Annotated in this window: 21 protein-coding genes; 18 read left to right on the top strand and 3 right to left on the bottom strand. The window is 73.2% G+C overall.

Annotation, left to right across the window (positions count from 1 at the left end):
* Position 1: 1 nt before the first annotated feature.
* Positions 2-853, bottom strand: a complete 852-nt coding sequence (locus tag BN344_RS11420) for an N-acetylmuramoyl-L-alanine amidase (protein WP_040338594.1) — start codon at positions 851-853, stop codon at positions 2-4.
* 23 nt (positions 854-876) lie between these two features.
* Positions 877-2,115, bottom strand: a complete 1,239-nt coding sequence (locus BN344_RS11415) for an isochorismate synthase (RefSeq protein ID WP_040338593.1) — start codon at positions 2,113-2,115, stop codon at positions 877-879.
* 87 nt (positions 2,116-2,202) lie between these two features.
* Between BN344_RS11415 and BN344_RS11410 the strand changes: the two genes are divergently transcribed.
* From BN344_RS11410 to BN344_RS11325, 18 genes are all read left to right on the top strand, one after another.
* On the top strand, positions 2,203-2,922 hold the full coding sequence (locus BN344_RS11410) for a demethylmenaquinone methyltransferase (protein WP_051515807.1): 720 nt from the start codon (positions 2,203-2,205) through the stop codon (positions 2,920-2,922).
* Positions 2,923-3,087: 165 nt separating this feature from the next.
* On the top strand, positions 3,088-4,380 hold the full coding sequence (locus BN344_RS11405; protein ID WP_051515806.1) for a geranylgeranyl reductase family protein: 1,293 nt from the start codon (positions 3,088-3,090) through the stop codon (positions 4,378-4,380).
* Between the two features lie 96 nt (positions 4,381-4,476).
* Positions 4,477-4,839 (top strand): NADH-quinone oxidoreductase subunit A, encoded by a 363-nt coding sequence (locus tag BN344_RS11400; protein ID WP_081788632.1) that lies wholly within the window; start codon positions 4,477-4,479, stop codon positions 4,837-4,839.
* A 22-nt stretch (positions 4,840-4,861) separates the two neighbouring features.
* Entirely contained in the window at positions 4,862-5,554 is a 693-nt protein-coding gene (locus BN344_RS20745; RefSeq protein WP_040338592.1) for a NuoB/complex I 20 kDa subunit family protein, read from the top strand.
* Positions 5,551-6,300: an NADH-quinone oxidoreductase subunit C gene (locus BN344_RS11390; protein WP_040338591.1), complete on the top strand. Its 750-nt coding sequence runs from the start codon at positions 5,551-5,553 to the stop codon at positions 6,298-6,300. The genes BN344_RS20745 and BN344_RS11390 overlap by 4 nt, the downstream gene beginning before the upstream one ends.
* 94 nt (positions 6,301-6,394) lie before the next feature.
* On the top strand, positions 6,395-7,723 hold the full coding sequence (locus BN344_RS11385) for an NADH-quinone oxidoreductase subunit D (RefSeq protein WP_040338590.1): 1,329 nt from the start codon (positions 6,395-6,397) through the stop codon (positions 7,721-7,723).
* Positions 7,720-8,772, top strand: coding sequence for an NADH-quinone oxidoreductase subunit NuoE (gene nuoE, locus BN344_RS19075; protein WP_051515805.1), 1,053 nt, complete (start codon positions 7,720-7,722; stop codon positions 8,770-8,772). Before BN344_RS11385 ends, nuoE begins: the two co-directional genes overlap by 4 nt.
* Before the next feature lie 3 nt (positions 8,773-8,775).
* A complete protein-coding gene (nuoF, locus tag BN344_RS11375) occupies positions 8,776-10,104 on the top strand; it encodes an NADH-quinone oxidoreductase subunit NuoF (RefSeq protein ID WP_040338589.1) in 1,329 nt (442 codons plus the stop codon).
* On the top strand, positions 10,101-12,599 hold the full coding sequence (locus tag BN344_RS11370; RefSeq protein ID WP_081788560.1) for an NADH-quinone oxidoreductase subunit G: 2,499 nt from the start codon (positions 10,101-10,103) through the stop codon (positions 12,597-12,599). The genes nuoF and BN344_RS11370 overlap by 4 nt, the downstream gene beginning before the upstream one ends.
* The gene (gene nuoH / locus BN344_RS11365) at positions 12,596-14,074 is read left to right on the top strand and encodes an NADH-quinone oxidoreductase subunit NuoH (protein ID WP_040338588.1); all 1,479 of its coding nucleotides are present in this window, start codon (positions 12,596-12,598) and stop codon (positions 14,072-14,074) included. Before BN344_RS11370 ends, nuoH begins: the two co-directional genes overlap by 4 nt.
* Positions 14,064-14,699, top strand: coding sequence for an NADH-quinone oxidoreductase subunit NuoI (gene nuoI, locus BN344_RS11360; RefSeq protein WP_081788559.1), 636 nt, complete (start codon positions 14,064-14,066; stop codon positions 14,697-14,699). Before nuoH ends, nuoI begins: the two co-directional genes overlap by 11 nt.
* Positions 14,696-15,502: an NADH-quinone oxidoreductase subunit J gene (locus BN344_RS11355; RefSeq protein ID WP_040338587.1), complete on the top strand. Its 807-nt coding sequence runs from the start codon at positions 14,696-14,698 to the stop codon at positions 15,500-15,502. The genes nuoI and BN344_RS11355 overlap by 4 nt, the downstream gene beginning before the upstream one ends.
* A complete protein-coding gene (nuoK, locus tag BN344_RS11350; protein ID WP_040338586.1) occupies positions 15,499-15,798 on the top strand; it encodes an NADH-quinone oxidoreductase subunit NuoK in 300 nt (99 codons plus the stop codon). The genes BN344_RS11355 and nuoK overlap by 4 nt, the downstream gene beginning before the upstream one ends.
* A 17-nt stretch (positions 15,799-15,815) precedes the next feature.
* Positions 15,816-17,777, top strand: a complete 1,962-nt coding sequence (gene nuoL / locus BN344_RS11345) for an NADH-quinone oxidoreductase subunit L (RefSeq protein WP_155858850.1) — start codon at positions 15,816-15,818, stop codon at positions 17,775-17,777.
* A gap of 51 nt (positions 17,778-17,828) precedes the next feature.
* Positions 17,829-19,472: an NADH-quinone oxidoreductase subunit M gene (locus tag BN344_RS11340; protein ID WP_040338585.1), complete on the top strand. Its 1,644-nt coding sequence runs from the start codon at positions 17,829-17,831 to the stop codon at positions 19,470-19,472.
* On the top strand, positions 19,469-21,025 hold the full coding sequence (gene nuoN, locus BN344_RS11335) for an NADH-quinone oxidoreductase subunit NuoN (protein WP_040338584.1): 1,557 nt from the start codon (positions 19,469-19,471) through the stop codon (positions 21,023-21,025). The genes BN344_RS11340 and nuoN overlap by 4 nt, the downstream gene beginning before the upstream one ends.
* The gene (locus BN344_RS11330; protein WP_081788558.1) at positions 21,025-22,080 is read left to right on the top strand and encodes a polyprenyl synthetase family protein; all 1,056 of its coding nucleotides are present in this window, start codon (positions 21,025-21,027) and stop codon (positions 22,078-22,080) included. Before nuoN ends, BN344_RS11330 begins: the two co-directional genes overlap by 1 nt.
* A 13-nt stretch (positions 22,081-22,093) precedes the next feature.
* Positions 22,094-23,302, top strand: a complete 1,209-nt coding sequence (locus BN344_RS11325) for a PQQ-dependent sugar dehydrogenase (RefSeq protein ID WP_051515804.1) — start codon at positions 22,094-22,096, stop codon at positions 23,300-23,302.
* Here BN344_RS11325 and BN344_RS11320 read toward each other — a convergent pair.
* The gene (locus BN344_RS11320) at positions 23,286-23,972 is read right to left on the bottom strand and encodes a pyridoxamine 5'-phosphate oxidase family protein (protein ID WP_040338583.1); all 687 of its coding nucleotides are present in this window, start codon (positions 23,970-23,972) and stop codon (positions 23,286-23,288) included. The two genes, BN344_RS11325 and BN344_RS11320, sit on opposite strands and share 17 nt — an antisense overlap.
* Between the last annotated feature and the right edge of the window lie 3 nt (positions 23,973-23,975).

Raw genomic sequence — 23,975 nt, 5'->3', positions numbered from 1 at the left:
CTCAGCCGGCGAGGAACCGGCTGACCGCGACGGCGAGGGCGTCGGCGATCCGCGCCCGGCCGGCCGGATCGGTGAGCAGGGCGGCGTCCCCCGCGTGGCGGAGGTTGCCGGCCTCGAGCATGACGGCCGGCACGTCGGCGTTGTTGAGCGTGCCGAGGTCGCTCCGCTCGTCGAGGCCCTCGCTGCCGGTGTAGGTGGCCGGGGTCAGCCCGCCCGCGACGAGTGCGTCCCGCACCGCGACGGCGGCCTGCCCGCTCGCCACGACGATGTCGTCGGTCCAGCCGGGGCGCAGCCCCGGGTGGATGACGTGGAAGCCGTGCGCGCCCGGCGCCACCCCGTCGGCGTGCAGCGACAGCAGCAGCGCCGCCCCCTCCCGGTTGGCGACGGCGGCCCGCTCGTCGATGCAGGGACCCCAGCCGGCGTCCTCCTGGCGGGTGAGCACGACGCGGGCGCCGAGCGCCTCCAGCCGCACCCGGACCTCCTGCGCGAGTTCCCAGTTCACGGTCGCCTCGGGCACGCCCGAGTTCGTCGCGGTGCCCGTCGTGTTGCAGGCCTTCGCGAAGCCCCCGGCGTCGACCTGCCGGTTGATCTGCCCAGGGTGCCGCCCGTTGTCCCGGTTGTGCCCCGGGTCGAGGACGACGGTGCGCCCGGCCAGCGGAGGGGGAGGAGGCGCCGGCGTCGTCGACGGCGAGGCGGACGGCGTGCCCGGCGCGGTGCCGGTGGGCCCATCCGGTGCCGACGCCGACCCCGTCTCGCCGGACCGGCCGGCGACCGCGGCGGCCACCCCGGCACCGACGGCCGCGAGCACCAGCAGCGCCAGGACCAGACGCCAGGGCGATCGGCGCCGCGGCATCCCGCTCGTGGCCAGGGGAACCCTCAGCCCTCGAGCGCGGCCTGGAAGGCCGCGAACTTCGCCTGCGTCTCGGCCAGCTCGGCCGCGGGCTCGGACCCGGCGACGATGCCGCAGCCGGCGAACAGCCGCGCCCCGCCGTCGGCCGTGAGCTCGGCGCAGCGCAGCGCCAGACCGAACTCGCCGTCGCCCCGGGCATCGAGCCAGCCGACCGGTCCGGCGTACCGCCCGCGGTCCATGCCCTCGAGCTCGCCGATGAGCGTGGCGGCGTCGGGAGTGGGGGTGCCGCAGACGGCGGCGGTCGGGTGCACGGCGCCGACGAGCTCGAGCAGGCCGGCCGCCCCGTGCTGGGTGCCGATCACGTCGGTGGCGAGGTGTCGCACGTTGGCGAGGGTCAGCAGCGCCGGTCCGGCGGGGGCGGTCAGGGTGCTGCAGTAGGGCTCGAGCGCGCGCACCAGCGAGTCGACGGCGAGCGCGTGCTCGGCGCGGTCCTTGGCCGAGCCCAGCAGCGCGGCGGCGAGGCGGTCGTCCTCCGCGCCGGCGCCGCGCGGCGCCGTCCCGGCCAGCACCCGGGAGCAGAGCCGCTGCCCGTCGCGGCGCAGCAGCAGTTCCGGGGTGGCGCCGAGCAGCCCGTCGACGGCGAAGGTCCAGCAGTCCGGGAACCGGTCGGCCAGCCGGCGCAGCAGCCGCCGCGGGTCCAGCGCGGGTTCGGCGGAGACCAGCAGGTCACGGGCGAGCACGACCTTGTCCAGCTCGCCCGCGGAGATCCGTTCGACCGCCGTGGCGACGGCGGCGCACCAGGTGGCCGGGTCGAGCGCGCCGTCGGCGTAGCGCAGCCGGGGGGCCGGGCCGTCCACCGGTGCGGGCGGAGGCAGCTCCGCGGTGCCGACGGTGGTGATCCAGCCGACGCCGTCGCGCCGGCCGACGACGACCTCGGGGACGACGAAGACCGAGGTCCCTGCCGTGGGGTCGAAGGCGATGCTGCCGAAGACGACCGGGCCCGAGCCGCGGACGGCGAGGTCGTCGGCCACGTCCAGTCCGGCGGTGTACTCGTCCCACCAGGCGGCGGCGTCGGCCAGCGCGGACGGGCCGGTGACCTCGAGCCGGGCCGCCTCGCCCCAGCCGACCAGGCCCTCGCCCCGGCGGACCCACGACAGTTCAGCGCCCTGGGGGAGGAGACCGAGGAGGCCGGCCGCGGTGTCTGCCCGGACGGTCGTGACGGTGCGCGCCGCTGCGGAGCGGGAGGTCAGGGCGGGCGCGGGCACGACTCCAGAGTAGGTGAGGGCGCGCCGGCACCCGGCGCTCACAGGCTCGCGACCGGCCCCTGCGCCGGGCCGAAGTAGCCTTCCGACGTGGCAGACCGGCGAGAGACCTCCCGCACCGCCGGCCGACGGGCCGGGCTGGACAAGCGGCCGGCGGACGTCGCCGCGATGTTCGACGGGGTGGCCGAGCGGTACGACGTCACCAACACGGTGCTCTCGGCCGGGCTGGACGCGTCGTGGCGGCGGGCGACCCGCGAGGCGCTGGGAGCGCGGCCGGGCCAGACCGTGCTCGACGTCGCCGCGGGTACGGCCGTGTCCACCGTCGAGCTGGCCTCGGGTGGGGTGCGGGCGATCGCCTGCGACTTCTCGCAGGGGATGCTGCGGGCCGGTGCCGCGCGGCCGGTGCCCAAGGTCGCCGGCGACGCCATGGCCCTGCCCCTGGCCGACGAGAGCGTCGACGGCGTGGTCATCTCCTTCGGGCTGCGCAACGTGGCCGACCCGGACGCGGCGCTGCGGGAGTTCCGGCGGGTGACCCGGCCCGGCGGCACGCTCGTCGTCTGCGAGTTCTCCAGCCCCACCTGGGCCCCGTTCCGCACCGTCTACATCGAGTACCTCATGCGGGCGCTGCCGCGGATCGCCCGTGCGGTCAGCAGCAACCCCGATGCCTACGTCTACCTGGCGGAGTCGATCCGGGCCTGGCCGGACCAGCCGGCCCTGGCCGGGCGCCTGCAGGACGCCGGATGGGCCGACGTCGCCTGGCACAACCTCACCGGCGGGATCGTCGCGCTGCACCGGGCCCGCCGCGTCTGAGACGCGGCCCGTCCGCCACCTCGACGGCGAGGCGCCGGAGGTGTGACGAACACCGCTCCAGGGGGGCGGTGTCATCTACCTCACAGTCGGGCCTAGACTCGAAACCGAGGCGCCTTGTGAACCTTTTCACAAGCGGCCCGAACGCAGCCGAGGGGAGAACGCGCCGTGCCGGGGACCACCGCCGCGCAGTCGCCCGCGGCCGACCGCATCGCCGACGTGGTCGTCGTCGGCGCGGGCCCCGCCGGGTCGGCGGCCGCCTGGTGGCTGCGGCAGGCCGGGCACGACGTCGTGGTCCTGGAGAAGGCGGACTTCCCGCGCGAGAAGGTCTGCGGTGACGGGCTGACGCCCCGCGGGGTGAAGGCGCTGCAGGACATGGGCGTGGACACCTCGCCCGCCGCCGGCTGGATCCGGCACAAGGGTCTGCGGGTGCACGGCGGCGGGGAGATCACCGAGGTGAACTGGCCGCACCTGCAGCGCTGGCCCGACTACTCCCTCGTCCTGCGCCGCAGCGAGCTCGACGCCCGGCTGGCCGCACACGCCGAGGCCGCCGGCGCCCGCGTGCACACCGGGGTAACGGTCACCGAGCCCCTGCTCGACGAGGCCGGACGCGTCGTCGGCGTCCACGCGCAGGCCGGCCCCGACCGCGAGCCCCAGGTGTGGCGCGCCCCCCTGGTCGTGTCCGCCGAGGGGCTCTCCGGCCGGTTGGCCAAGTCGCTGGGCGTCGTCCGCCGGGAGGACCGCCCGCTCGGGATCGCCGTCCGCCGGTACGTGAGCTCCCGCCGCTCGGTCGACGACTACCTGGACATCTCCTTCGACCTCACCCCGGCCGGCCCGTCGCGCGACTCGATGCCCGGCTACGGGTGGATCTTCGGCATGGGCGACGGGACGGCGAACGTCGGGTTCGGTCTGCTCGACACCCGTCGCGGGGACGGCAGCAAGCGCAACGAGGTGCTGCGCCAGTGGCTGGCCACCTTCCCCCCGGAGGACCAGCTCGACGAGGAGCACGCGGTCACGCCGCTGCGGGGCGCCGGCCTGCCGATGGCGCTCAACCGGGGTCCGGCGTACACCCGCGGGCTGCTGCTGGCCGGCGACGCCGCCGGCACCGTCAACCCGTTCAACGGCGAGGGCATCAGCTACGCGATGGAGACCGGCCGGATGGCCGCCGAGACGGCCGTGGACGCCCTCGCACGGCCCGAGGGCCCGGCCCGGGAGTCGGTGCTGCGGCGCTACCCGGAGCGGCTCCGCGCCGACTACGGGCGCCACCACCGGCTCGGCATGGGTTTCCTCGCCCTGCTCGCCCGCCCCGACGTCGTCCGCTTCGCGACGGCGCACGGGCTGAAGCGCCCCGCGCTGGTGGGCGCCGCGATGCGCCTCATGGGCAACCTGACCGACGGCCGGGACGGTGACGCGGTGGACCGCGCCGTCGCCGCCCTCACCCGACTGGTCCCGGCGGTCTGACGTGACCACGACCTCGATGCCGCTGCCGGCCGACACGGTGACCCTCGGTCCCGCGGTGACACGGAACGTGATCGTCCTCACTCTAGGGTGGCGCTGATGCTGTCGACCTACGTCCCGATCCTGGGGCTCTTCCTGCTGGCCGCGGCGTTCGCGCTGTTCTCGGTCACGGCTGCGCCGTACGTCGGGCCCCGCCGGTTCAACCGGGCCAAGGTCGACGCCTACGAGTGCGGGATCGAGCCGGTCGACCAGCCGCTGACCGGCGGCCGCTTCCCGGTGAAGTTCTATCTGACCGCGATGTTGTTCATCGTCTTCGACATCGAGATCGTCTTCCTCTACCCCTGGGCCGTGCACAACGACGCCCTGGGTGTCTTCGGCCTCGTCGCGATGGTCGCCTTCATCGGCACCGTCTTCATCGCCTTCGCCTACGAATGGCGACGCGGCGGATTGGAATGGGACTGAGCATGGGACAGGCGGACTAGTCATGGGCCTCGAAGAGAAGCTGCCCAGCGGAGTGCTGCTGACCAGCGTGGAGAAGCTGGTCAACTGGACGCGCAAGTCCTCGCTGTGGCCGGCCACGTTCGGCCTGGCCTGCTGCGCGATCGAGATGATGGCGACCGGCGCCGGGCGCTACGACCTCGGACGGTTCGGCATGGAGGTCTTCCGGGCCTCGCCCCGTCAGGCGGACCTGATGATCGTCGCCGGGCGGGTGAGCCAGAAGATGGCGCCGGTCCTGCGGCAGATCTACGACCAGATGCCCGAGCCGCGGTGGGTGCTCGCCATGGGCGTCTGCGCCAGCTCCGGCGGCATGTTCAACAACTACGCCGTCGTGCAGGGCGTCGACCACATCGTGCCGGTGGACATGTACCTGCCGGGCTGCCCGCCGCGGCCCGAGATGCTCACCGACGCCATCCTCAAGCTGCACCACAAGATCATGAACGAGCCGCTCGGGGAGAAGCGGGCCCGCGAGCTCGCCCGCGCCCGCGAGGAGGGCACCGCCCGTGACCTCCTCGTCGAGATGCCCTCCACCGTGCGCGTGGACAAGAAGGCCCGCCGCGCCTACGAGGAGGCGGCGGCCGAGGGGCGCGCCGGCCAGTTCGGCATCGAGCAGCGCAACGGCAACGCCGTGCTGCTGCCCGACGAGCGGCCTGCGGGCCAGGGGAAGGCCTGGCGATGAGCAACGACGGCGGCGAGGTCGTGCCCGGCCGCGAGGAGGCCGGCTACGACGACGCGACGGCCCCCTCGGGCGGCTTCCGCAAGGGTGCCTTCGGGGTCAGCGGCAGCGGTGACACCTCGGGCTTCGGCGGGCTGGTGCGCGTCGAGCCCGGCGGCGCGGTGGCGCTGCACTCCACCGAGCGCCCCTACGGCGGCTGGTTCGACGAGGTCACCGACGCTCTCATCGAGGCCGTGGGCGAGGCGACCTACGCGGCGGCGGTCCAGCGGGTGCTCGTCGACCGCGGCGAGATCACCTACTTCGTGGCCCGTGAGCACCTGCTGACGCTGGCACAGGCGTTCCGCGACGACGAGGCGCTGCGGTTCGAGCTGTGCAGCAGCGTCTCCGGCGTCGACTACCTCGACAGCGGCGGCCCGGCGGTCGCCCCGCACCGCCCGCGGCTGCACGTCGTCCTGCACCTCACCTCGATGACCTACCGGCGGCGCATCCGGCTGGAGGTGGCGGTCACCGCCGAGGACCCGCACGTCCCCTCGGTCACCGGCATCTATCCGACGGCGGACTGGCACGAGCGGGAGACCTTCGACATGTTCGGCATCGTCTTCGACGGCCACCCGTCGCTGACCCGGATCCTCATGCCCGACGACTGGGACGGGCACCCGCAGCGCAAGGACTACCCCCTCGGCGGCGTGCCGGTGGAGTACCACGGCGCGACGATCCCGCCGCCGGACACCCGTCGGGCCTACAGGTGAGGGGCGCCGGCCCGAAGACGACGGGCGAGCGAGCATCGCAGGGAGCGCCAGCGACCGAGGAGCGGAACGAGTCCGGAGTCGAGGAGGGTCAGAGATGAGCACCACCTACAACCCGGCCGACCCCTACGCGGGCTCGCGGGAGACCACCGAGGGCCGCGTCTACACGGTCACCGGCGGCGACTGGGACCTCACCTTCGCCGATCCGCACGGCGAGGAGCGTCTCGTCGTCAACATGGGCCCGCAGCACCCCTCGACGCACGGCGTCCTCCGCCTGGTGCTCGACCTCGAGGGCGAGACGGTCACGAAGGCGCGTGTGGTCATCGGCTACCTGCACACCGGGATCGAGAAGAACACCGAGTACCGCAACTGGGTGCAGGGCACGACCTTCGTGACGCGGATGGACTACCTGGCGCCGCTGTTCAACGAGGCCGGCTACTGCCTCGCCGTCGAGAAGCTGCTGGGCATCGAGGCGCCGCAGCGCGCACAGACGATCCGCGTGCTGGTCATGGAGCTCAACCGGATCGCCTCGCACCTGGTGGCGCTGGCCACCTTCGGCATGGAGATGGGCGCGCTCACCGCCATGACCAACGGCTTCCGCGAGCGGGAGATGGTCCTCGACGTGCTCGAGGAGATCACCGGCCTGCGGATGAACCACGCCTACATCCGCCCCGGTGGCCTGGCCCAGGACCTGCCCGAGGGCGCCGTCGACAGCGTCCGCGACCTGCTGAAGATCCTCCCGAAGCGGGTGGCCGACTTCCACCGGCTGCTCACCGGCCAGCCGATCTGGCAGAACCGCCTCAAGGACGCCGGCTACCTCGACGTCACGGGCTGCGTCGCCCTCGGCGTCACCGGCCCGATCCTCCGCGCGGCCGGGCTGCCCTGGGACCTCCGCAAGACCGAGCCGTACCTGGGTTACGACAGCTACGACTTCGAGGTCCCGACCGCCGACACCTGCGACGCCTGGGGCCGCTACCTGGTCCGCATGGCCGAGGTGAACGAGTCGCTGAAGCTGGTCGCCCAGGCTCTCGACCGGCTGGAGCCCGGCCCCGTCATGGTCGAGGACCGCAAGATCGCCTGGCCCGCGCAGCTCTCGCTGGGCGCCGACGGCATGGGCAACTCCCTCGATCACGTCCGCCACATCATGGGCCAGTCCATGGAGGCCCTCATCCACCACTTCAAGCTGGTCACCGAGGGCTTCCGGGTGCCGGCGGGTCAGGTGTACGTGCCGATCGAGTCGCCGCGCGGAGAACTCGGCTACCACGTCGTCAGCGACGGGAGCACCCGCCCGTGGCGCGTCCACGTGCGCGACCCCAGCTTCGTGAACCTGCAGGCAACGGCCGCGATGAGCGAGGGCGGCATGATCGCCGACGTCATCGCCGCGGTCGCCTCGATCGACCCTGTGATGGGGGGAGTGGACCGATGAGCGCGCTTCCGGGAAGCCCCGAGGGGACGGCGGTGACCGGGCTCGACTCGAGTCCGGTCGACGCCTCGCCGGAGACCCTCGCCGAGGTGCCGCCGCTGCCGGAGCAGGCCCGCGTCGAGGCGCGGGAGATCATGGCCCGCTACCCGGTCGCGCGCTCGGCGCTGCTGCCGATGCTGCACCTGGTTCAGAGCTACCAGGGCTACGTCACCCCCGACGGTGTGACGCTGTGCTCCGAGGAGCTGGGCCTGACCAAGGCCGAGGTGGGCGCCGTCGCGACCTTCTACACGATGTACAAGCGCCGGCCGACCGGCCGGCACCTGGTCAGCGTCTGCACCAACACCCTGTGCGCCGTCCTCGGGGGACAGCGGATCATGGACGCGCTCTCGGCCGACCTCGGCGTGCACCACGACGAGACGACGGCGGACGGCTCCATCACCCTCGAGCACGCCGAGTGCTTGGCCGCCTGCGACTACGCCCCCGTGGTCACCGTCGACTACGAGTTCTACGACCAGCAGGATGTCGGGAGCGCGCGGGAGCTGGTCGCCGCACTGCGCCGCGGCGAGAAGCCGCTGCCCAGCCGCGGTGCGCCGCTGACCGACTTCCGCGGCATCTCCCGGCAGCTCGCCGGCTTCGAGCAGCACGCGGACCCGGCCGCCGCGGTGGACGCCGCCGGCGCCTACGGCCCGACGCTGGAGGGGCTGCGGCTGGCCGCCGAGCGCGGGGAGTCCGCGCCGCCCATGCCGGCCACGACCCGGCAGGAGCCGCCCGACCGCGGCGAGCCGCGGGAGACCGTGCGTCCCACCGGCGACACCGGCGAGACCCCCGGCCGGGAAGCGGCCGACGCGCGCGTCGCCGCGGCCGACACCCCGGCGGAGGAGGCCGGTGCGGCCGGCTCGCACCCGGACGCCCCGGAGCCGTCCGGCCGGTCCCTGGCCGACCAGGACGACGGGACCTCGACGCCGGCCGGCCAGGAGCCGGGGACCGAGTCCCAGGCCCCCGGCACCGGTCGCGTCATCGACGGCGGCCACGCCCCGAAGCGGAAGGGCTGATCCGTGCCCCTCACTCCCGTGCTCACCACCCGCTGGGGCGCCGACCGCTCCTGGCGACTGTCGACCTACGAGTCGATGGACGGCTACGCGGCCCTGCGGACGGCGCTGTCCATGGCGCCCGACGAGCTGGTCACGATGGTCAAGGACTCCGGCCTGCGCGGCCGCGGCGGCGCCGGTTTCCCGACCGGCATGAAGTGGAGCTTCATCCCGCAGCCCAAGCCGGGCGAGACCCCGACCGGCCCGGCGGCGCTGCCCAAGTACCTCGTCGTCAACGCCGACGAGGGCGAGCCGGGCACCTGCAAGGACCTGCCCCTGATGATGGCCGACCCGCACTCGCTCATCGAGGGCGTGATCATCTCGGCCTACGCGATCCGCTCGCACTTCGCCGTCATCTACGTCCGCGGCGAGGCCGTGCACGCCCACCGCCGGCTGGTCTCCGCCGTCGAGGAGGCCTACGCGGCCGGCTACCTCGGCACGGACATCCTCGGCTCGGGCTACGACCTCGAACTGGTCGTGCACGCGGGTGCCGGCGCCTACATCTGCGGCGAGGAGACCGCGCTGCTGGACTCCCTCGAGGGCTACCGCGGCCAGCCCCGGCTCAAGCCGCCGTTCCCCGCCGTCGCCGGGCTCTACGGCGCCCCGACTGTCGTCAACAACGTCGAGACGCTGGCCAGCGTGCCGTTCGTCGTCCGTGGGGGAGCCGACTGGTTCAAGGCCTTCGGCCCGGAGAAGTCGCCCGGACCGAAGATCTACTCGCTGTCCGGCCGCGTCGTGCGGCCCGGCCAGTACGAGGCCCCCATGGGGACCACCATGCGGGAGCTCCTGGAGATGGCCGGCGGCGTGCGCCCGGGTCACGAGCTGAAGTTCTGGACGCCGGGTGGTTCCTCGACGCCGTACTTCACCGCCGAGCACCTCGACGTCCCGCTGGACTTCGACTCGGTGGCCGCGGCGGGCTCCATGCTCGGCACGACCGCGCTCATGGTCTTCGACGAGACCGACTCGATCGTCGAGGCCACCCTGCGGTTCACCGAGTTCTATGCCCACGAGAGCTGCGGCAAGTGCACGCCCTGCCGGGAGGGCACCTACTGGCTGGTGCAGATCCTGGAGCGGATCGCGCACGGCCGGGGCACCGCCCAGGACCTCGACATCCTGATCGACACCTGCGACAACATCCTGGGCCGGTCGTTCTGCGCCCTCGGCGACGGCGCGACGAGCTGCATCACCAGCTCGCTGAAGTACTTCAAGGACGACTACGTCGCCCTGCTGCCGCCGGAGGAGCAGGCCCGGCTGGGCCGCACCCTCCGCATCGAGCCCGTGGGGGTGGCCTCGTGACGTTGACGAACCCGACACCGGCCTCGGCGGTGCCACCGGGCACCCCGGGCCCGCACACCCCGCCCGACGCCGTCCACTGCACGATCGACGGCCTCGAGGTCGCGGTACCGAAGGACACGCTGATCATCCGGGCCGCCGAGCAGGTGGGCGTCTTCATCCCGCGGTTCTGCGACCACCCGCTGCTCGAGCCGGTCGGCGCCTGCCGGCAGTGCCTGGTCGAGGTGGAGGGGCAGCGCAAGCCGGTCGCCTCCTGCACCATGCCGGTGACCGAGGGCATGGCCGTGCGGACCCAGCTCTCCAGCCAGGTGGCCGACAAGGCGCAGCAGGGCACGATGGAGCTGCTGCTGATCAACCACCCGCTCGACTGCCCGACCTGCGACAAGGGCGGGGAGTGCCCGCTGCAGAACCAGGCGATGAGCAACGGCCGCGCCGAGAGCCGGTTCGTCGACGAGAAGCGGACCTATCCCAAGCCGCTGGCGATCAGCACCGAGATCCTGCTCGACCGCGAGCGCTGCGTGCTCTGCGCCCGCTGCACCCGGTTCTCCCAGCAGGTCGCCGGCGACCCGTTCATCGAGCTGTTCGAGCGCGGAGCGCTGGAGCAGGTGGCGATCTACGAGGACGAGCCGTTCGAGTCCTACTTCTCCGGCAACACCACCCAGATCTGCCCGGTCGGGGCGCTGACCAGCACGCAGTACCGCTTCCGCGCCCGTCCCTTCGACCTGCGCAGCGAGGACAGCGTCTGCGAGCACTGCGCCTCCGGCTGCTCGATGCGCACCGACTACCGGCGCGGCAAGGTCACCCGCCGCCAGGCCGGCGACGACCCCGCGGTCAACGAGGAGTGGACGTGTGACAAGGGGCGCTACGCGTTCCGCTACGTCACCTCCAACGCCCGGCTGACGACGCCGCTGGTCCGCGGCGCCGACGGCACGCTGCAGCCGGCGTCCTGGCCCGAGGCCTGGGCCGCGGCGGCGGCCGGGCTGGCCGAGGCGCGGGAGGCCGGGGGCGTCGGCGTGCTGCCCGGTGGCCGGCTGACCCTCGAGGACGCCTACGCCTACGCCAAGTTCGCCCGCCTGGCGCTGCGCACCAACGACGTGGACGCGCGGGCCCGCGCCCACTCCGCGGAGGAGCTCGCGTTCCTGGCCACGGCCGTCGCGGGCACCGGGCCGGGCAGGGACGCGGTCACCTACGACGAGGTGGGCCGGGCGCCGGTCGTGCTGCTCGCCGGGTTCGAGCCCGAGGAGGAGTCGCCCATCGTCTTCCTGCGGCTGCGCCGGGCGGTGCGCACCGCCAGGACCCAGGTCTTCGACCTCGCTCCCTTCCTCACCCGGGCCTCGCAGAAGCTGCAGGCGTCGGTCCTCACGACGCTGCCGGGGGCTGAGGCACGCTCCCTCCGGGCGCTGGCCGAGGGCAGCTGGGGCGGGCCCGCGGTGGAGGCGCTCCGGCAGCCCGGCGCCGTCGTCCTGGCGGGCGAGCGGCTGGCCGAGGTGCCCGGGGCGTTCACCGCCCTGCTCGAGCTCGCTCGCGCCACCGGTGCCCGCGTGGCCTGGGTGCCCCGCCGGGCCGGCGAGCGCGGTGCCGTCGAGGCCGGCGCGCTCCCCGCGCTGCTCCCGGGTGGACGGTCGGTCGCCGACGAGGCCGCCCGCGCCGAGATCGCCGCGGCCTGGGGGATCGACGCGGCCTCCCTCCCCGCGGCCCCCGGGCTCGACACGACCGGCATCCTCACCGCCGTGCGCGACCGGCGGCTCGCCGGGCTGCTCGTCGGCGGCGTGGACACCGGCGACCTGCCCGACCCGGGGCTCGCCGAGACGGCGCTGGCCGAGGCCCGTTTCGTGGTCAGCCTGGAGATGTTCCCGACGGGTGTGACCGAGTGGGCCGACGTCGTCCTGCCGGTGGCCGCCTCGGCGGAGAAGGCAGGCAGCTACCTCGACTGGGAGGGCCGGCTGCGCTCGTTCGACGCCTCGCTGCACGACACCGGCCGGCTCTCCGACGGCCGGATCCTGCACGGGCTGGCCGATGCCATGGACGTCGACCTGCGACTGCCCACGCCCGAGGCGGCCCGCGCCGAGCTGGCCGCGCTGGGTGCCCGCCGCCCGTCCGGACGGGTCGCGGGTCCGGACGTCGCGCCGGCCCCGGCGCCGTCGATGCGGGCCGACGAGGCGGTGCTCGCTTCCTGGCGGCAGCTGCTCGACGTCGGCACCCTGCAGCGCGACGAACCCGAGCTCTCCGGCACCGCCCGCCGGCCGGTGGTGCGGCTCGCCCCCGAGGCCGCCGCACGCCTCGGCGTCGGTGACGGCGACCGGGTCACCGTCACCGGGACGGCCGGCTCGATCAGCCTGCCGCTGGCGGTCACCGTCATGCCGGACCACGTGGTCTGGCTGCCGATGCGCTCGCCCGGCAGCGAGGTGCGCACGCAGCTGGGCACCGGCCCGGGCGGCGTCGTCCGGCTCAGCGCTGCGCCGTCCCCCACCCCGACCACCCCGGCAGGCCCGGCATGAACCTCCTCGCGTCGCCCGAGCAGCCGACCCTCGAGGACTTCGGCAACGACGTCTGGTGGATCGTCCTCATCAAGGTGGTCGGCGTCTTCGTCGTGCTGGTCGTGATGACGCTGTTCGCGATCGTGTTCGAGCGCAAGGTGGTCGCGCGCATGCAGCAGCGCATCGGCCCCAACCGGGTGGGTCCGCGCGGCTACCTGCAGAGCCTCGCCGACGGGCTGAAGCTCGCGTTCAAGGAAGACATCATGCCGGCGCTCGCCGACAAGCCGGTCTACTTCCTGGCGCCGGTCATCGCCACCGTGCCGGCGTTCGTCGCGTTCTCCGTGATCCCCATGGGCCCGACGGTGAGCATCTTCGGCGAGCGCACCCCGTTGCAGCTGACCGATGCCCCCATCGGCGCGCTGGTCGTCCTCGCCTGCTCGGCCATGGGCATCTACGGCATCGTGCTCGGCGGCTGGGCCTCGGGGTCGACCTATCCGCTGCTCGGCAGCATGCGCAGTGCCGCCCAGATGATCAGCTACGAGATCGCGATGGGGCTGTCCATCGTCGCCGTCTTCCTCTACGCCGGCACGATGTCGACCTCGGAGATCGTCGCCGCCCAGGCCGACGGCAGCCAGGTGAGCTTCTTCGGCTGGGAGTTCACCGCGCCCAGCTGGTACGCGATCCTGCTGCCGGTCTCCTTCGTCATCTACGCGATCGCCGTCGTCGGCGAGACCAACCGGGCCCCCTTCGACCTCCCCGAGGCCGAGAGCGAACTGGTGGGTGGCTTCCACACCGAGTACTCGTCGCTGAAGTTCGCCCTGTTCTTCCTCGCCGAGTACATCAACATGGTCACCGTCTCGGCCCTGGCCGCGACGCTGTTCCTCGGCGGCTGGCGGGCCCCCTGGCCGCTGTCGATCTGGGAAGGCGCCAACTCCGGCTGGTGGCCGCTGCTGTGGTTCTTCGGCAAGGTCGTCGTCGCGCTGTTCTTCTTCATCTGGCTGCGCGGCACCCTGCCCCGGCTGCGCTACGACCAGTTCATGCGCTTCGGCTGGAAGGTGCTGGTCCCCACCGCACTGGTGTGGATCCTCGTCGTCGCCACGATGCGCACGCTGTCCCGGGAGACCGATCTGGCCGCCGGCGAGGTGGCGCTCTACGTGGGCGTGCCGGTCGCGGTACTGGTCCTGCTCGGGCTGGCGCTGGCCGGTCGCTCGGCCAACCGGGAGACCCGTGTCGCCGCGGAGCACGCCACCGCGGGCGGGGTGCACACCGTCTCGGACGAGCCCGAGGTCCTGCCGCCGACAGGTGCGCAGCGACGCCCCACGGGCGGGCCCAGCCGCTCGGAGGGTGGCTTCCCGATCCCACCGATGGACCTGAAGGTGCCGCCGTCCCCCCGGCTGGGTCGTCAGCCCGTCGGGACCGACGGCGCACCGGTCGTGAGCACCGGCCGGCGCGCTCCCGCACCGGCCCACGAGGAGGACGGCCCCGATGTCCGATAACCGGCCCGAGCGCGCCCCGGCGACCCGCGGCGGCGGTGAGGTGGACCGGCCCTCGACCGACCACCTGGCCGGGCCGAAGGTCCGCGACAGCCTGATCCCGGCACCCCTGCAGGGCTTCGGCGTCACCTTCGCGCAGATCTTCCGCAAGGTGACCACCGAGCAGTACCCGTTCGAGCCGAAGGTGACCAAGCCGCGCTACCACGGGCGGCACGTGCTCAACCGGCACCCCGACGGGCTGGAGAAGTGCGTGGGCTGCGAGCTCTGCGCCTGGGCCTGCCCGGCCGACGCCATCTACGTCGAGGGCGGCGACAACACCGAGGAGGCCCGCTACTCCCCGGGGGAGCGGTACGGCGCGGTCTACCAGATCAACTACCTGCGTTGCATCTTCTGCGGGCTGTGCATCGAGGCCTGCCCGACCCGGTCGCTGACCATGAGCAACGACTTCGAGCTGGCCGACGACAACCGCCAGGACCTGATCTACACCAAGGAGCAGCTGATGGCGCCGCTGCTGCCCGGCATGGAGCAGCCGCCGCACCCCATGCGGCTGGGGGACGACGAGAAGGACTACTACCTGCGCGTGCCGGGTTCCTCGGCGGCCGAACCGGTTCGGGCCGAGCAGGTATGACCGAGGTCGTCATCGGCACCGGCGAGACGGTCGCCTTCTGGATCCTCGGGCCGCTCGCCCTGGCCGGCGCGCTCGGCATGGTCTTCAGCCGCAACGCCGTCCACTCGGCGCTGTGGCTGGTCGCCACGATGCTGTCGCTGGGTGTCTTCTACGTCATCCAGTCCGCGCCGTTCCTCGGCGTCGCGCAGATCATCGTCTACACCGGCGCGATCATGATCCTGTTCCTCTTCGTGCTCATGCTGGTGGGCCGCGACTCCTCGGACTCGGTCGTCGAGACCCTGCGCGGCCAGCGGGTCACCGCCGCCGTGCTGGGCGTCGGCTTCGCCGGCCTGGTCGGGGCGGGGATCGCGCGGGCGACCGAGGACATGGTGGTCAGGGGCCTGGGCGACGACGGCGGGAACGACAACATCACCGCGATCGCCGAGCTGCTCTACACCCGCTACCTGCTGGCCTTCGAGATCACCGGGGCGCTGCTCATCGTCGCCGCGGTCGGCGCGCTGATCTTCACGCAGGCCGAGCGCGTCCCCGGCTCCCGGCAGGGGCAGAAGGAGCTCTCGCGGGCCCGCTTCCTCACCGACCGTCCCCAGACCCTGCCCGGCCCCGGCGTGTACGCCCGGGCCAACTCCGTCGCCGCCCCCGCGCTGCTGCCCGACGGCTCCACGACGCCGGACAGCTTCGCGACGGGCATCGAGCCGCAGGAGGCCGACCAGATGCCACGGCCCACCGGACGGGAGCAGCTCGGCTCGCCCGACGGCGCCCTGGGCACGCTGGACCCCGCACCGCTCGAGGGGGGCGAGCGATGAGCCTGAGCTACTACCTGGTCCTGGCCGCGATCCTGTTCTCGATCGGTGCCGTGGGTGTGCTGGTGCGGCGCAACGCCATCGTCGTGTTCATGTGCGTCGAGCTCATGCTCAACGCCGTCAACCTGACGCTGATCACCTTCGCCCGGTCCACCGGCACCGTGGACGGCCAGATCATCGCGCTGTTCGTGATGGTCGTCGCGGCCGCCGAGGTCGTCATCGGCCTGGCCATCATCATGTCGATCTACCGGACCCGCCGGTCCGCCTCGGTCGACGACGCCAACCTGCTGAAGTACTGACGGGGGATCGACGAGTCATGGAGACCCTGTCTGCCGGGGTGCTGTCCGCCGACGTGCTGGCCGCCGAGTCGCTGCCCGCCCAGGCGCTGCCTGCCGAGGGGCTGCTCGGCTGGTCGTGGCTGCTGATCGCGCTGCCGCTGGCGGGTGCCGCGGTGCTGCTGCTGAGCGGCCGCCGCGCCGACCGCTGGGGTCACCTGCTGGGGACGGCGACGGTGGCGAGCGCGTTCCTGCTGGCGGTGCTCTGCACGTTCCGGCTGGCCGACGTCGAGGGGCGCTCGGTCGACGTCGACCTGTTCACCTTCATCTCCACCGGCGACCTCGACGTCCGCGCCGGCCTGCTCTACGACCCGCTGTCGGCGGTGTTCGTCCTGCTGATCACCGGCGTCGGATCGCTGATCCACGTCTACTCGATCGGTTACATGGCGCACGACCCCGCGCGCCGCCGGTTCTTCGCCTACCTCAACCTGTTCGTCGCGGCCATGCTCCTGCTGGTCCTGGGCAACAGCTTCGTGGCCCTCTACGTCGGCTGGGAAGGCGTCGGCCTGGCGTCCTACCTGCTCATCGCGTTCTGGTACACCCGGCCGGCGGCAGCCACCGCGGCGAAGAAGGCGTTCATCATGAACCGGGTCGGCGACGTCGGCCTGGCCCTGGCGATCTTCATCATGTTCGCCCAGCTCGGGACGACGTCCTACGCCGGTGTGCTGGGTTCGGCGGGCACGCTGGCCGGCGGCACCCTCACCGCGATCGGGCTGCTCCTGCTGCTCGGAGCCTGCGGCAAGTCCGGCCAGTTCCCGCTGCAGGCCTGGCTGCCCGACGCCATGGAGGGCCCGACCCCGGTCTCGGCCCTCATCCACGCCGCGACGATGGTCACCGCCGGCGTCTACCTGATCGCCCGCTCGGCGCCGATCTACGACCAGACGCCCACCGCGCGCACCGTCGTCCTCGCCGTGGGGGCGGTGACGCTGCTGATCGGCGCGATCGCCGGCTGCGCCTTCGACGACATCAAGAAGGTGCTGGCCTACTCCACGGTCAGCCAGATCGGCTACATGTTCCTGGCGGTCGGCCTCGGCCCGGCCGGCTACGTCGCGGGCCTCGCGCACCTGCTCACCCACGGCTTCTTCAAGGCGGGGCTGTTCCTGGGCGCCGGTTCGGTCATGCACGCGATGAACGACTCGGTGGACATGCGCCGCTTCGGCGGCCTCTGGAAGAAGCTGCCGATCACCTTCGGCACCTTCGGGCTGGGCTACCTGGCGCTGATCGGCTTCCCGTTCCTGTCGGGCTTCTACACCAAGGACGCGATCATCGAGGCGGCCCTGGACCGCGACGACGTCTGGGGCTGGATCCTCGGCGGGGTCGCCGTCCTCGGGGCCGGGCTCACCGCCTTCTACATGACCCGGCTGATGCTCATGACCTTCTTCGGCCGGGCCCGGTGGGAGGACGGCGTGCACCCGCACGAGTCCCCGTCGGTGATGACCGCGCCCATGGTGGTCCTGGCGCTGGGCTCCATCGGGGCCGGCTTCCTGCTGGTCAAGGCGTTCCCGCTGTCCGACTGGCTGGAGCCGGTGTTCGGCGAGCACGAGGCGGAGCACGTCGTCGAGCCGCTGACCGTCGGCATCGTCGTGACCGCCGTGATGCTCGTGGGCGTGCTCGCCGCGTGGCTGTTCGTCGGCCGCCGCGAGGTGCCGGTCGAGGCGCCGGTGCGGGTCTCGCCGGTCACCCGCGCGGCCCGCAACGCCCTGTACGCGGACACGATCAACGAATCGCTGGTCATGCGCCCCGGCCAGTGGCTCACCCGCGCCCTGGTGTGGGTGGACAACCGCGGCGTGGACGGCGCGGTGAACGGCCTGGCCGCCGGTCTGGGTGGGTCGTCGTCGCGGCTGGGGCGGACGCAGACCGGGTTCGTGCGCAGCTACGCGCTCAGCATGCTCGGCGGCGCCGTGCTCGTGGCCGGTGCGCTGTGGGCGGTGGCCGCGGGATGAGCCTGCACCTCGGATCGCACGGCTCGATGACGAACGGAGAGGTTCCCGGACGTGACTGACTTCCCGTTCCTCGTCGCGATGATCGCCGTGCCGGCGATCGGCGCGGCGGTGGTCGCCGCCCTCCCGAGGGGACGTGAGCTGCTGGCCAAGCAGCTCGCGCTCGCGGTGAGCCTCGTCGTGCTGGTCCTGGCCGTCCTGGCGGCGGTCGCGTTCGACACCGGCGGCGACCGCTTCCAGCTGACCCATTCCTGGACCTGGATCGCCGACTTCGGGGTCTCCTTCGCCGTGGGCGTCGACGGGATCGCGCTCGTGATGCTGCTGCTCATCGGCGTCCTCGTGCCCCTGGTCATCGGCGCCTCGTGGGAGGACGGGCCGGGTGCCGACGGCGGCGCCCCGGACGCGGACGGCGGCGCGGCGCGGAGTCGGTCGATGCGCTTCTTCTTCGCCTGGCTGCTGCTGCTCGAGGCGATGATGGTCGGCGTCTTCGCCGCCACCGACGTCTTCCTCTTCTACGTCTTCTTCGAGGCGATGCTCGTCCCGATGTACTTCCTGATCGGCAGCTTCGGCGGGCCGCGTCGGCAGTACGCGGCGGTCAAGTTCTTCCTGTACAGCCTGGTCGGCGGCCTGGTCATGCTGGCCGCCGTCATCGGGCTCTACGTGGTGAGCAACAGCCAGCTCGGCGAGGGCACGTTCGCCTTCGACGCGCTGCGCCAGCTCGACATCGACCCCGGCGTGCAGAAGCTGCTCTTCCTGGGCTTCTTCGTCGCCTTCGCCATCAAGGCGCCGCTGGTACCGCTGCACACCTGGCTCCCCGACTCCGCCGCCGAGGCGCCGGTCGGCGGCGCGGTGCTGCTGGTGGGCGTCCTGGACAAGGTGGGCACCTTCGGCTTCCTGCGCTACTGCCTGCCGCTGTTCCCCGACGCGTCGCGGTACTTCGCGCCGATGGTGCTGGTGCTCGCCGTCGTCGGTGTCCTGTACGCCGCGTTGCTGGCGATGGGGCAGAGCGACATGAAGCGGCTGGTGGCGTACACGTCGATCTCGCACTTCGGCTTCATCGCGCTGGGCATCTTCGCGTTCACCACCGAGGCGGCCACCGGCGCGGTGCTCTACATGGTCAACCACGGCATCGCGACCGGGCTGCTGTTCCTCGTCGTCGGCATGCTCATCGCCCGCGGCGGGTCCCGGCAGATCGGCGACTACGGCGGCGTCGCGGCGCACGCGCCGAAGCTGGCCGGCGCGTTCCTGATCGCGGGCCTGGCGTCACTCGCGCTGCCGGGCACCAACAGCTTCGTCAGCGAGTTCATGGTGCTCATCGGCACGTTCCCGGAGCGGCCGGTGTACGCGATCCTCGCCACCGGCGGCATCATCCTGGCCGCGCTCTACATCCTGCTCATGTACCAGCGCACCATGCACGGCCCTGCGCGCGGGGTCGTCGCCCCCGTCGCCGACGACGAGCACACGCCGTCCGGTGCGGCCGCGCCGGCCGGTGAGCCGACCGGTGCGGGCGCCACCGCCGTGCTGACCGCGCCGGTCGGGACGGCCGTGCGGTTCAGCGACCTGAGCCGCCGGGAGATCGCGGTCGTCGCCCCGCTGGTGGTGCTGATCCTGGTGCTCGGCGTCCAACCCCAGCTCCTGCTGGACTTCATCGAGCCGGCGGTCATCGCGACCCTGAGCGACCTCGGAGCGACCCGATGATCGAGGCACCGGACCTCTCCTGGGCGGCGCTGATGCCGCTGCTGATCGTCTTCGGCGCCGCCTGCGTCGGGGTGCTGGTCGAGGCGTTCGTGCCCCGCGACGCGCGGCACCCGGTGCAGGTCGCCGTCGCGCTGGTGGGCACGGTCGGGGGCTTCGCCGGCACGCTGGTGTACGCCGCGACGCGCGACACGGACGCCAGCGGTGAGATCACCGCCGGGACCGCCCTCGCCGTCGACGACGCGGGGCTGTTCCTGCAGGCCACGATCACGGGGCTCGCCTCGCTCGCGGTGCTGCTGTTCGCCGAGCGCGGGCTGGATCCGGCCCGGTCGGCGTTCGTGGCGTCCGCCGCCGTGCCGGCCGGCAGTCCGCGGGACCGGGAACAGGCCACCGCCACGCGGGTGCAGACCGAGGTCTACCCGTTGGCCGTGTTCGCCGTCGGCGGCATGATGGTCTTCGTCACCGCGAACGACCTGCTGGTCATGTTCGTGGCACTCGAGGTGCTCAGCCTGCCGCTCTACCTGATCAGCGGCCTGGCCCGCCGCCGGCGCCTGCTGTCGCAGGAGGCAGCGGTCAAGTACTTCCTCCTGGGCGCCTTCGCGTCGGCGTTCTTCCTCTACGGGCTGGCGCTGGTCTACGGCGCCACCGGCAGCGTGCAGCTGGGAGCCATCCGCGAGGCCGCGGCCGAGGACGGCGGCGACGTGCTGCTCGTGCTCGGTCTCGCCCTGCTGATCGTCGGCCTGCTCTTCAAGGCCAGCGTCGCGCCGTTCCACGCCTGGACCCCGGACGTCTACCAGGGCGCCCCGACGCCGGTCACCGCGTTCATGGCCGCGTGCACCAAGGTCGCGGCGTTCGGCGCGATCCTGCGGCTGCTCTACGTCGCCTTCGGCGCCGAGGAGTGGACCTGGCGGCCGCTGATCTACGGCGTGGCGATCGTGTCGATGGTCGTCGGCGCGGTCCTCGGGCTCACCCAGACCGACCTCAAGCGGATGCTCGCCTACTCCTCGATCGCGCACGCCGGTTTCCTCCTCACCGGCGTTCTCGGACTGGGGGCGGGCGGCACCGGTTCGGGGCTGGCGGCCACGATGTTCTACCTGCTCACCTACGGGCTGACGACGCTGGGCGCGTTCGCCGTCCTCACGCTCGTGCGGGACGGGGACGGCGAGGCCGGGCACCTGTCGCAGTGGGCCGGGCTGGCCGCCCGCTCGCCGCTGACCGCCGCCGTGATGGCGCTGTTCCTGCTGGCCCTGGCCGGGATCCCGCTGACCGCCGGCTTCACCGGCAAGTTCGCGGTCTTCCGCGCGGCCGTCGAGCAGGGGGCCTGGCCGCTGGTGCTGGTGGCCGTGCTGGCCAGTGCCGTGGCGGCCTTCTTCTACCTGCGGGTGATCGTGCTCATGTACTTCTCGCCCGCGGCAGCGGACGGGCCGACCGTGGGTGTCCCGGGCCTCCCGACGACGCTCGTGCTCGCCGTGACCGCGAGCGCGACGCTGGCGCTCGGCATCCTCCCCGGGGCGGTGCTCGACCTGGCCGAGGAGGCGGCTAGATTCGTCGGTTGATGACCGGAGCCCGTGCCGCAACCGACGGCACCCCCACCGAGGTGTGGCACCGGATCTCCACGCCGGCCTCCACCATGGGCCCCTGGCTGCCCGAGGGCAGCCTGGGCGATGCGCTGGCGTCGGGCCTGGCGCGGGTCGAGTCGGCCCTGGCCACCTCCGTCGGCAGCGAGCACCCCTTCGTGCGCGAGGCCGCCGGCCACCTCATGGCCGCCGGTGGCAAGCGCTTCCGGCCGATGCTCGCGCTGCTGGCCGCCCAGCTCGGCGACCCGGACCGGCCCGAGGTCACCTCCGCGGCGGTCGTCTGCGAGCTGACCCATCTGGCGACGCTGTACCACGACGACGTCATGGACGAGGCGGCCGTGCGCCGGGGTGCGCCCAGCGCCAACAGCCGGTGGACCAACAGCATCGCCATCCTCACCGGCGACCTGCTCTTCGCGCGGGCCTCGGACCTGCTGGCCGACCTCGGGCCCGAGGCGGTGCGGATCCAGGCGCGCACCTTCGAGCGCCTGGTCACCGGCCAGATCCGGGAGACCGTCGGCGCCCAGCCCGGCGAGGACCCGATCGCCCACTACCTCGAGGTGCTGGCCGACAAGACCGGGTCGCTGGTGGCGACGTCGGCACGTTTCGGTGCCTCGTTCGCCGGTGTGGACCCCGCGCTGGTCGACGAGCTCACCGCGTTCGGGGAGGAGGTCGGGGTGGCCTTCCAGCTCTCCGACGACCTCATCGACATCGTCGGGGTCGCCGACACCTCCGGGAAGTCCCCGGGCACCGACCTGCGGGAGGGCATCGCCACGCTCCCGGCGCTCTTCGCCCTCGCCGGCGACGACCCCGCGGAGGAGCGGTTGCGCGAACTGGTCGCCGCGCCGGTGACCGACGACGCCGAGCACGCCGAGGCACTGGAGCTGCTGCGTTCCTCCCGGTCGCTCCAGCGGGCGACCGAGGTGCTGCGCGACTACGCCGACCGTGCGCGGGTACGGCTCGACGCAGTGCCGGAAGGTGACGTCCGCGATGCGCTGTCGGCGCTCTGCGACTACGTGGTGACCCGTACCAGCTGAGAGAAGGGCCCCCATGCTCCGCACCGCTCGCGCGCTCGCTGCGGGCCCCTGCATGGGAGCGGTGCTCCTCCTGAGCGCCTGTTCCGGCGGATCGCCCGCGGAGGACGCAGGCTCCGTCTCCGCACCGCCGACGACCTCCGCGCCCGCGGGTGCTCCGTCGCTGGCGGTCGAGGTGGTGGCCGACGGGCTCGACCACCCCTGGGACGTCGCTCAGGCCGAGGACGGCACGCTGCTGCTCGACGAACGGGACGGCGGTGTCACCGCGGTGCTCCCGGACGGCACCGTCCAGGAGGTGCGGGCCGACTTCGGCGACCTGTTCGCCGACGGGGAGACCGGCCTGATGGGCCTGGCGCTGGACCCGGACTTCGCCGGGAACGGGCGGTTCTACACCTGCCAGGGGGTCGAGGACGGCGACAGCGCCTCGATCGCTGTGATCTCCTGGACCGTCACCGACGACCGGACCGCCGCCACCCGGGTCGAGGACCCCCTGATCGGCGGTATCCCGGTCAACGAGGGCTCCGGGCGGCACGGCGGCTGCCGGCTCGCGTTCGCCCCGGACGGCGCCCTGCTGGTCGGCACCGGTGACAACGCGGTCGGCAGCCGTCCGCAGGATCTCGGGTCGCTGGCGGGCAAGGTGCTCCGCGCCGATCCGGCCACCGGGGAGGCGCTCCCGGACAACCCGTTCGTCGCTCCGGACGACGGCGCGGCGGACCTGATCTACACCTATGGGCACCGCAACGTGCAGGGTCTCGCCGTCCGGCCGGGCACGGGGGAGGTGTATTCGGTCGAGCACGGCCCCGACCGCGACGACGAGGTCAACCTGCTGCGGCCCGGCGCCAACTTCGGCTGGGACCCCGACGGCGCCGGGGGCGGCTACGACGAGAGCGTGCCGATGACCGACCCGGAGATCGAGGGAGCGGTGCCGGCGGTCTGGGACTCGGGCGCCCCGCCCATCGCGCCGAGCGGCGGCACCTTCCTCGACGGTGCCGAGTGGGGGGACTACGACGGGCTGCTGCTGATCGGAGCCCTGCGCGGCCGGCACGTGCTGGCGCTCCGGCTGGACGAGTCCGGTTCCCTCGTCGAGCAGTTCCGGATCCCCGAGCTGGACGGCACCTACGGGCGGATCCGCACCGTCCAGCAGGGCACCGACGGAGCGCTCTACGTCACCACGGACAACGGGAACGGTCAGGACCAGCTGCTGCGCCTCACGCCGGAGGGCTGAGCCTCCGGCCCGTCACGCGCGGGGGAACGGGGGTGCCCGGTGGCAGCAGCGGGCACGGCTGGGGCCGGCCCAGCACCGTCGAGACCGGCAGGACCCCGGCCCACACCGGGTCCGGATCGCCCGGGGCGGCCACGTCCGCCTCGTCGTCGCCGGGCGGGCCGGTTCGCACCTTGACGCTGGCCTCGGCGAGGTCGAGGGCCAGCACCGCCGTCGCGGCCAGTTCCCGCCGGGTCGGCGGCCGGGTCGCGGTCCAGGAGCCCGGCGCCAGATGCTCGGTGAGCGCCTCGAGGGCGAGCGCCCGCTCCGCGTCGTCCGTGACCGGCCGCGCTGCCCCGTGCACGACCGCGCAGCGGTAGTTCATCGAGTGGTGGAACGCGGAGCGGGCGTAGACGACGCCGTCGACGTGCGTGACGGTGAAGCACACCGGCGCCCCGACCGCGGCCGCCCGCAGCGTGGCCGCTCCGGTGGAGCCGTGCAGGTAGAGCGTGTCGCCGTGCCGGCCGTAGCCGGTGGGGAGCACGACCGGGGCTCCGCCGAGCACGATCCCGAGGTGGCCGACGAGCCCGGCGTCCAGCACGGCGTAGAGGTCCGCACGGCCGGTGCGGGCGCGCTCGGCGCCCCGTCGGACGGTGCTGCGGTCGGTGGCGGAGAGCGGTGTCACTGCGGTCACGGA

Origin of the sequence: Candidatus Blastococcus massiliensis AP3 (assembly GCF_000582785.1) — a bacterium.
In the GTDB taxonomy this organism is placed as follows: domain Bacteria; phylum Actinomycetota; class Actinomycetes; order Mycobacteriales; family Geodermatophilaceae; genus Blastococcus; species Blastococcus massiliensis.
The sequence above is the reverse complement of the archived record's forward strand: the minus strand, read 5'-3'. Positions and strand labels throughout refer to the sequence as shown.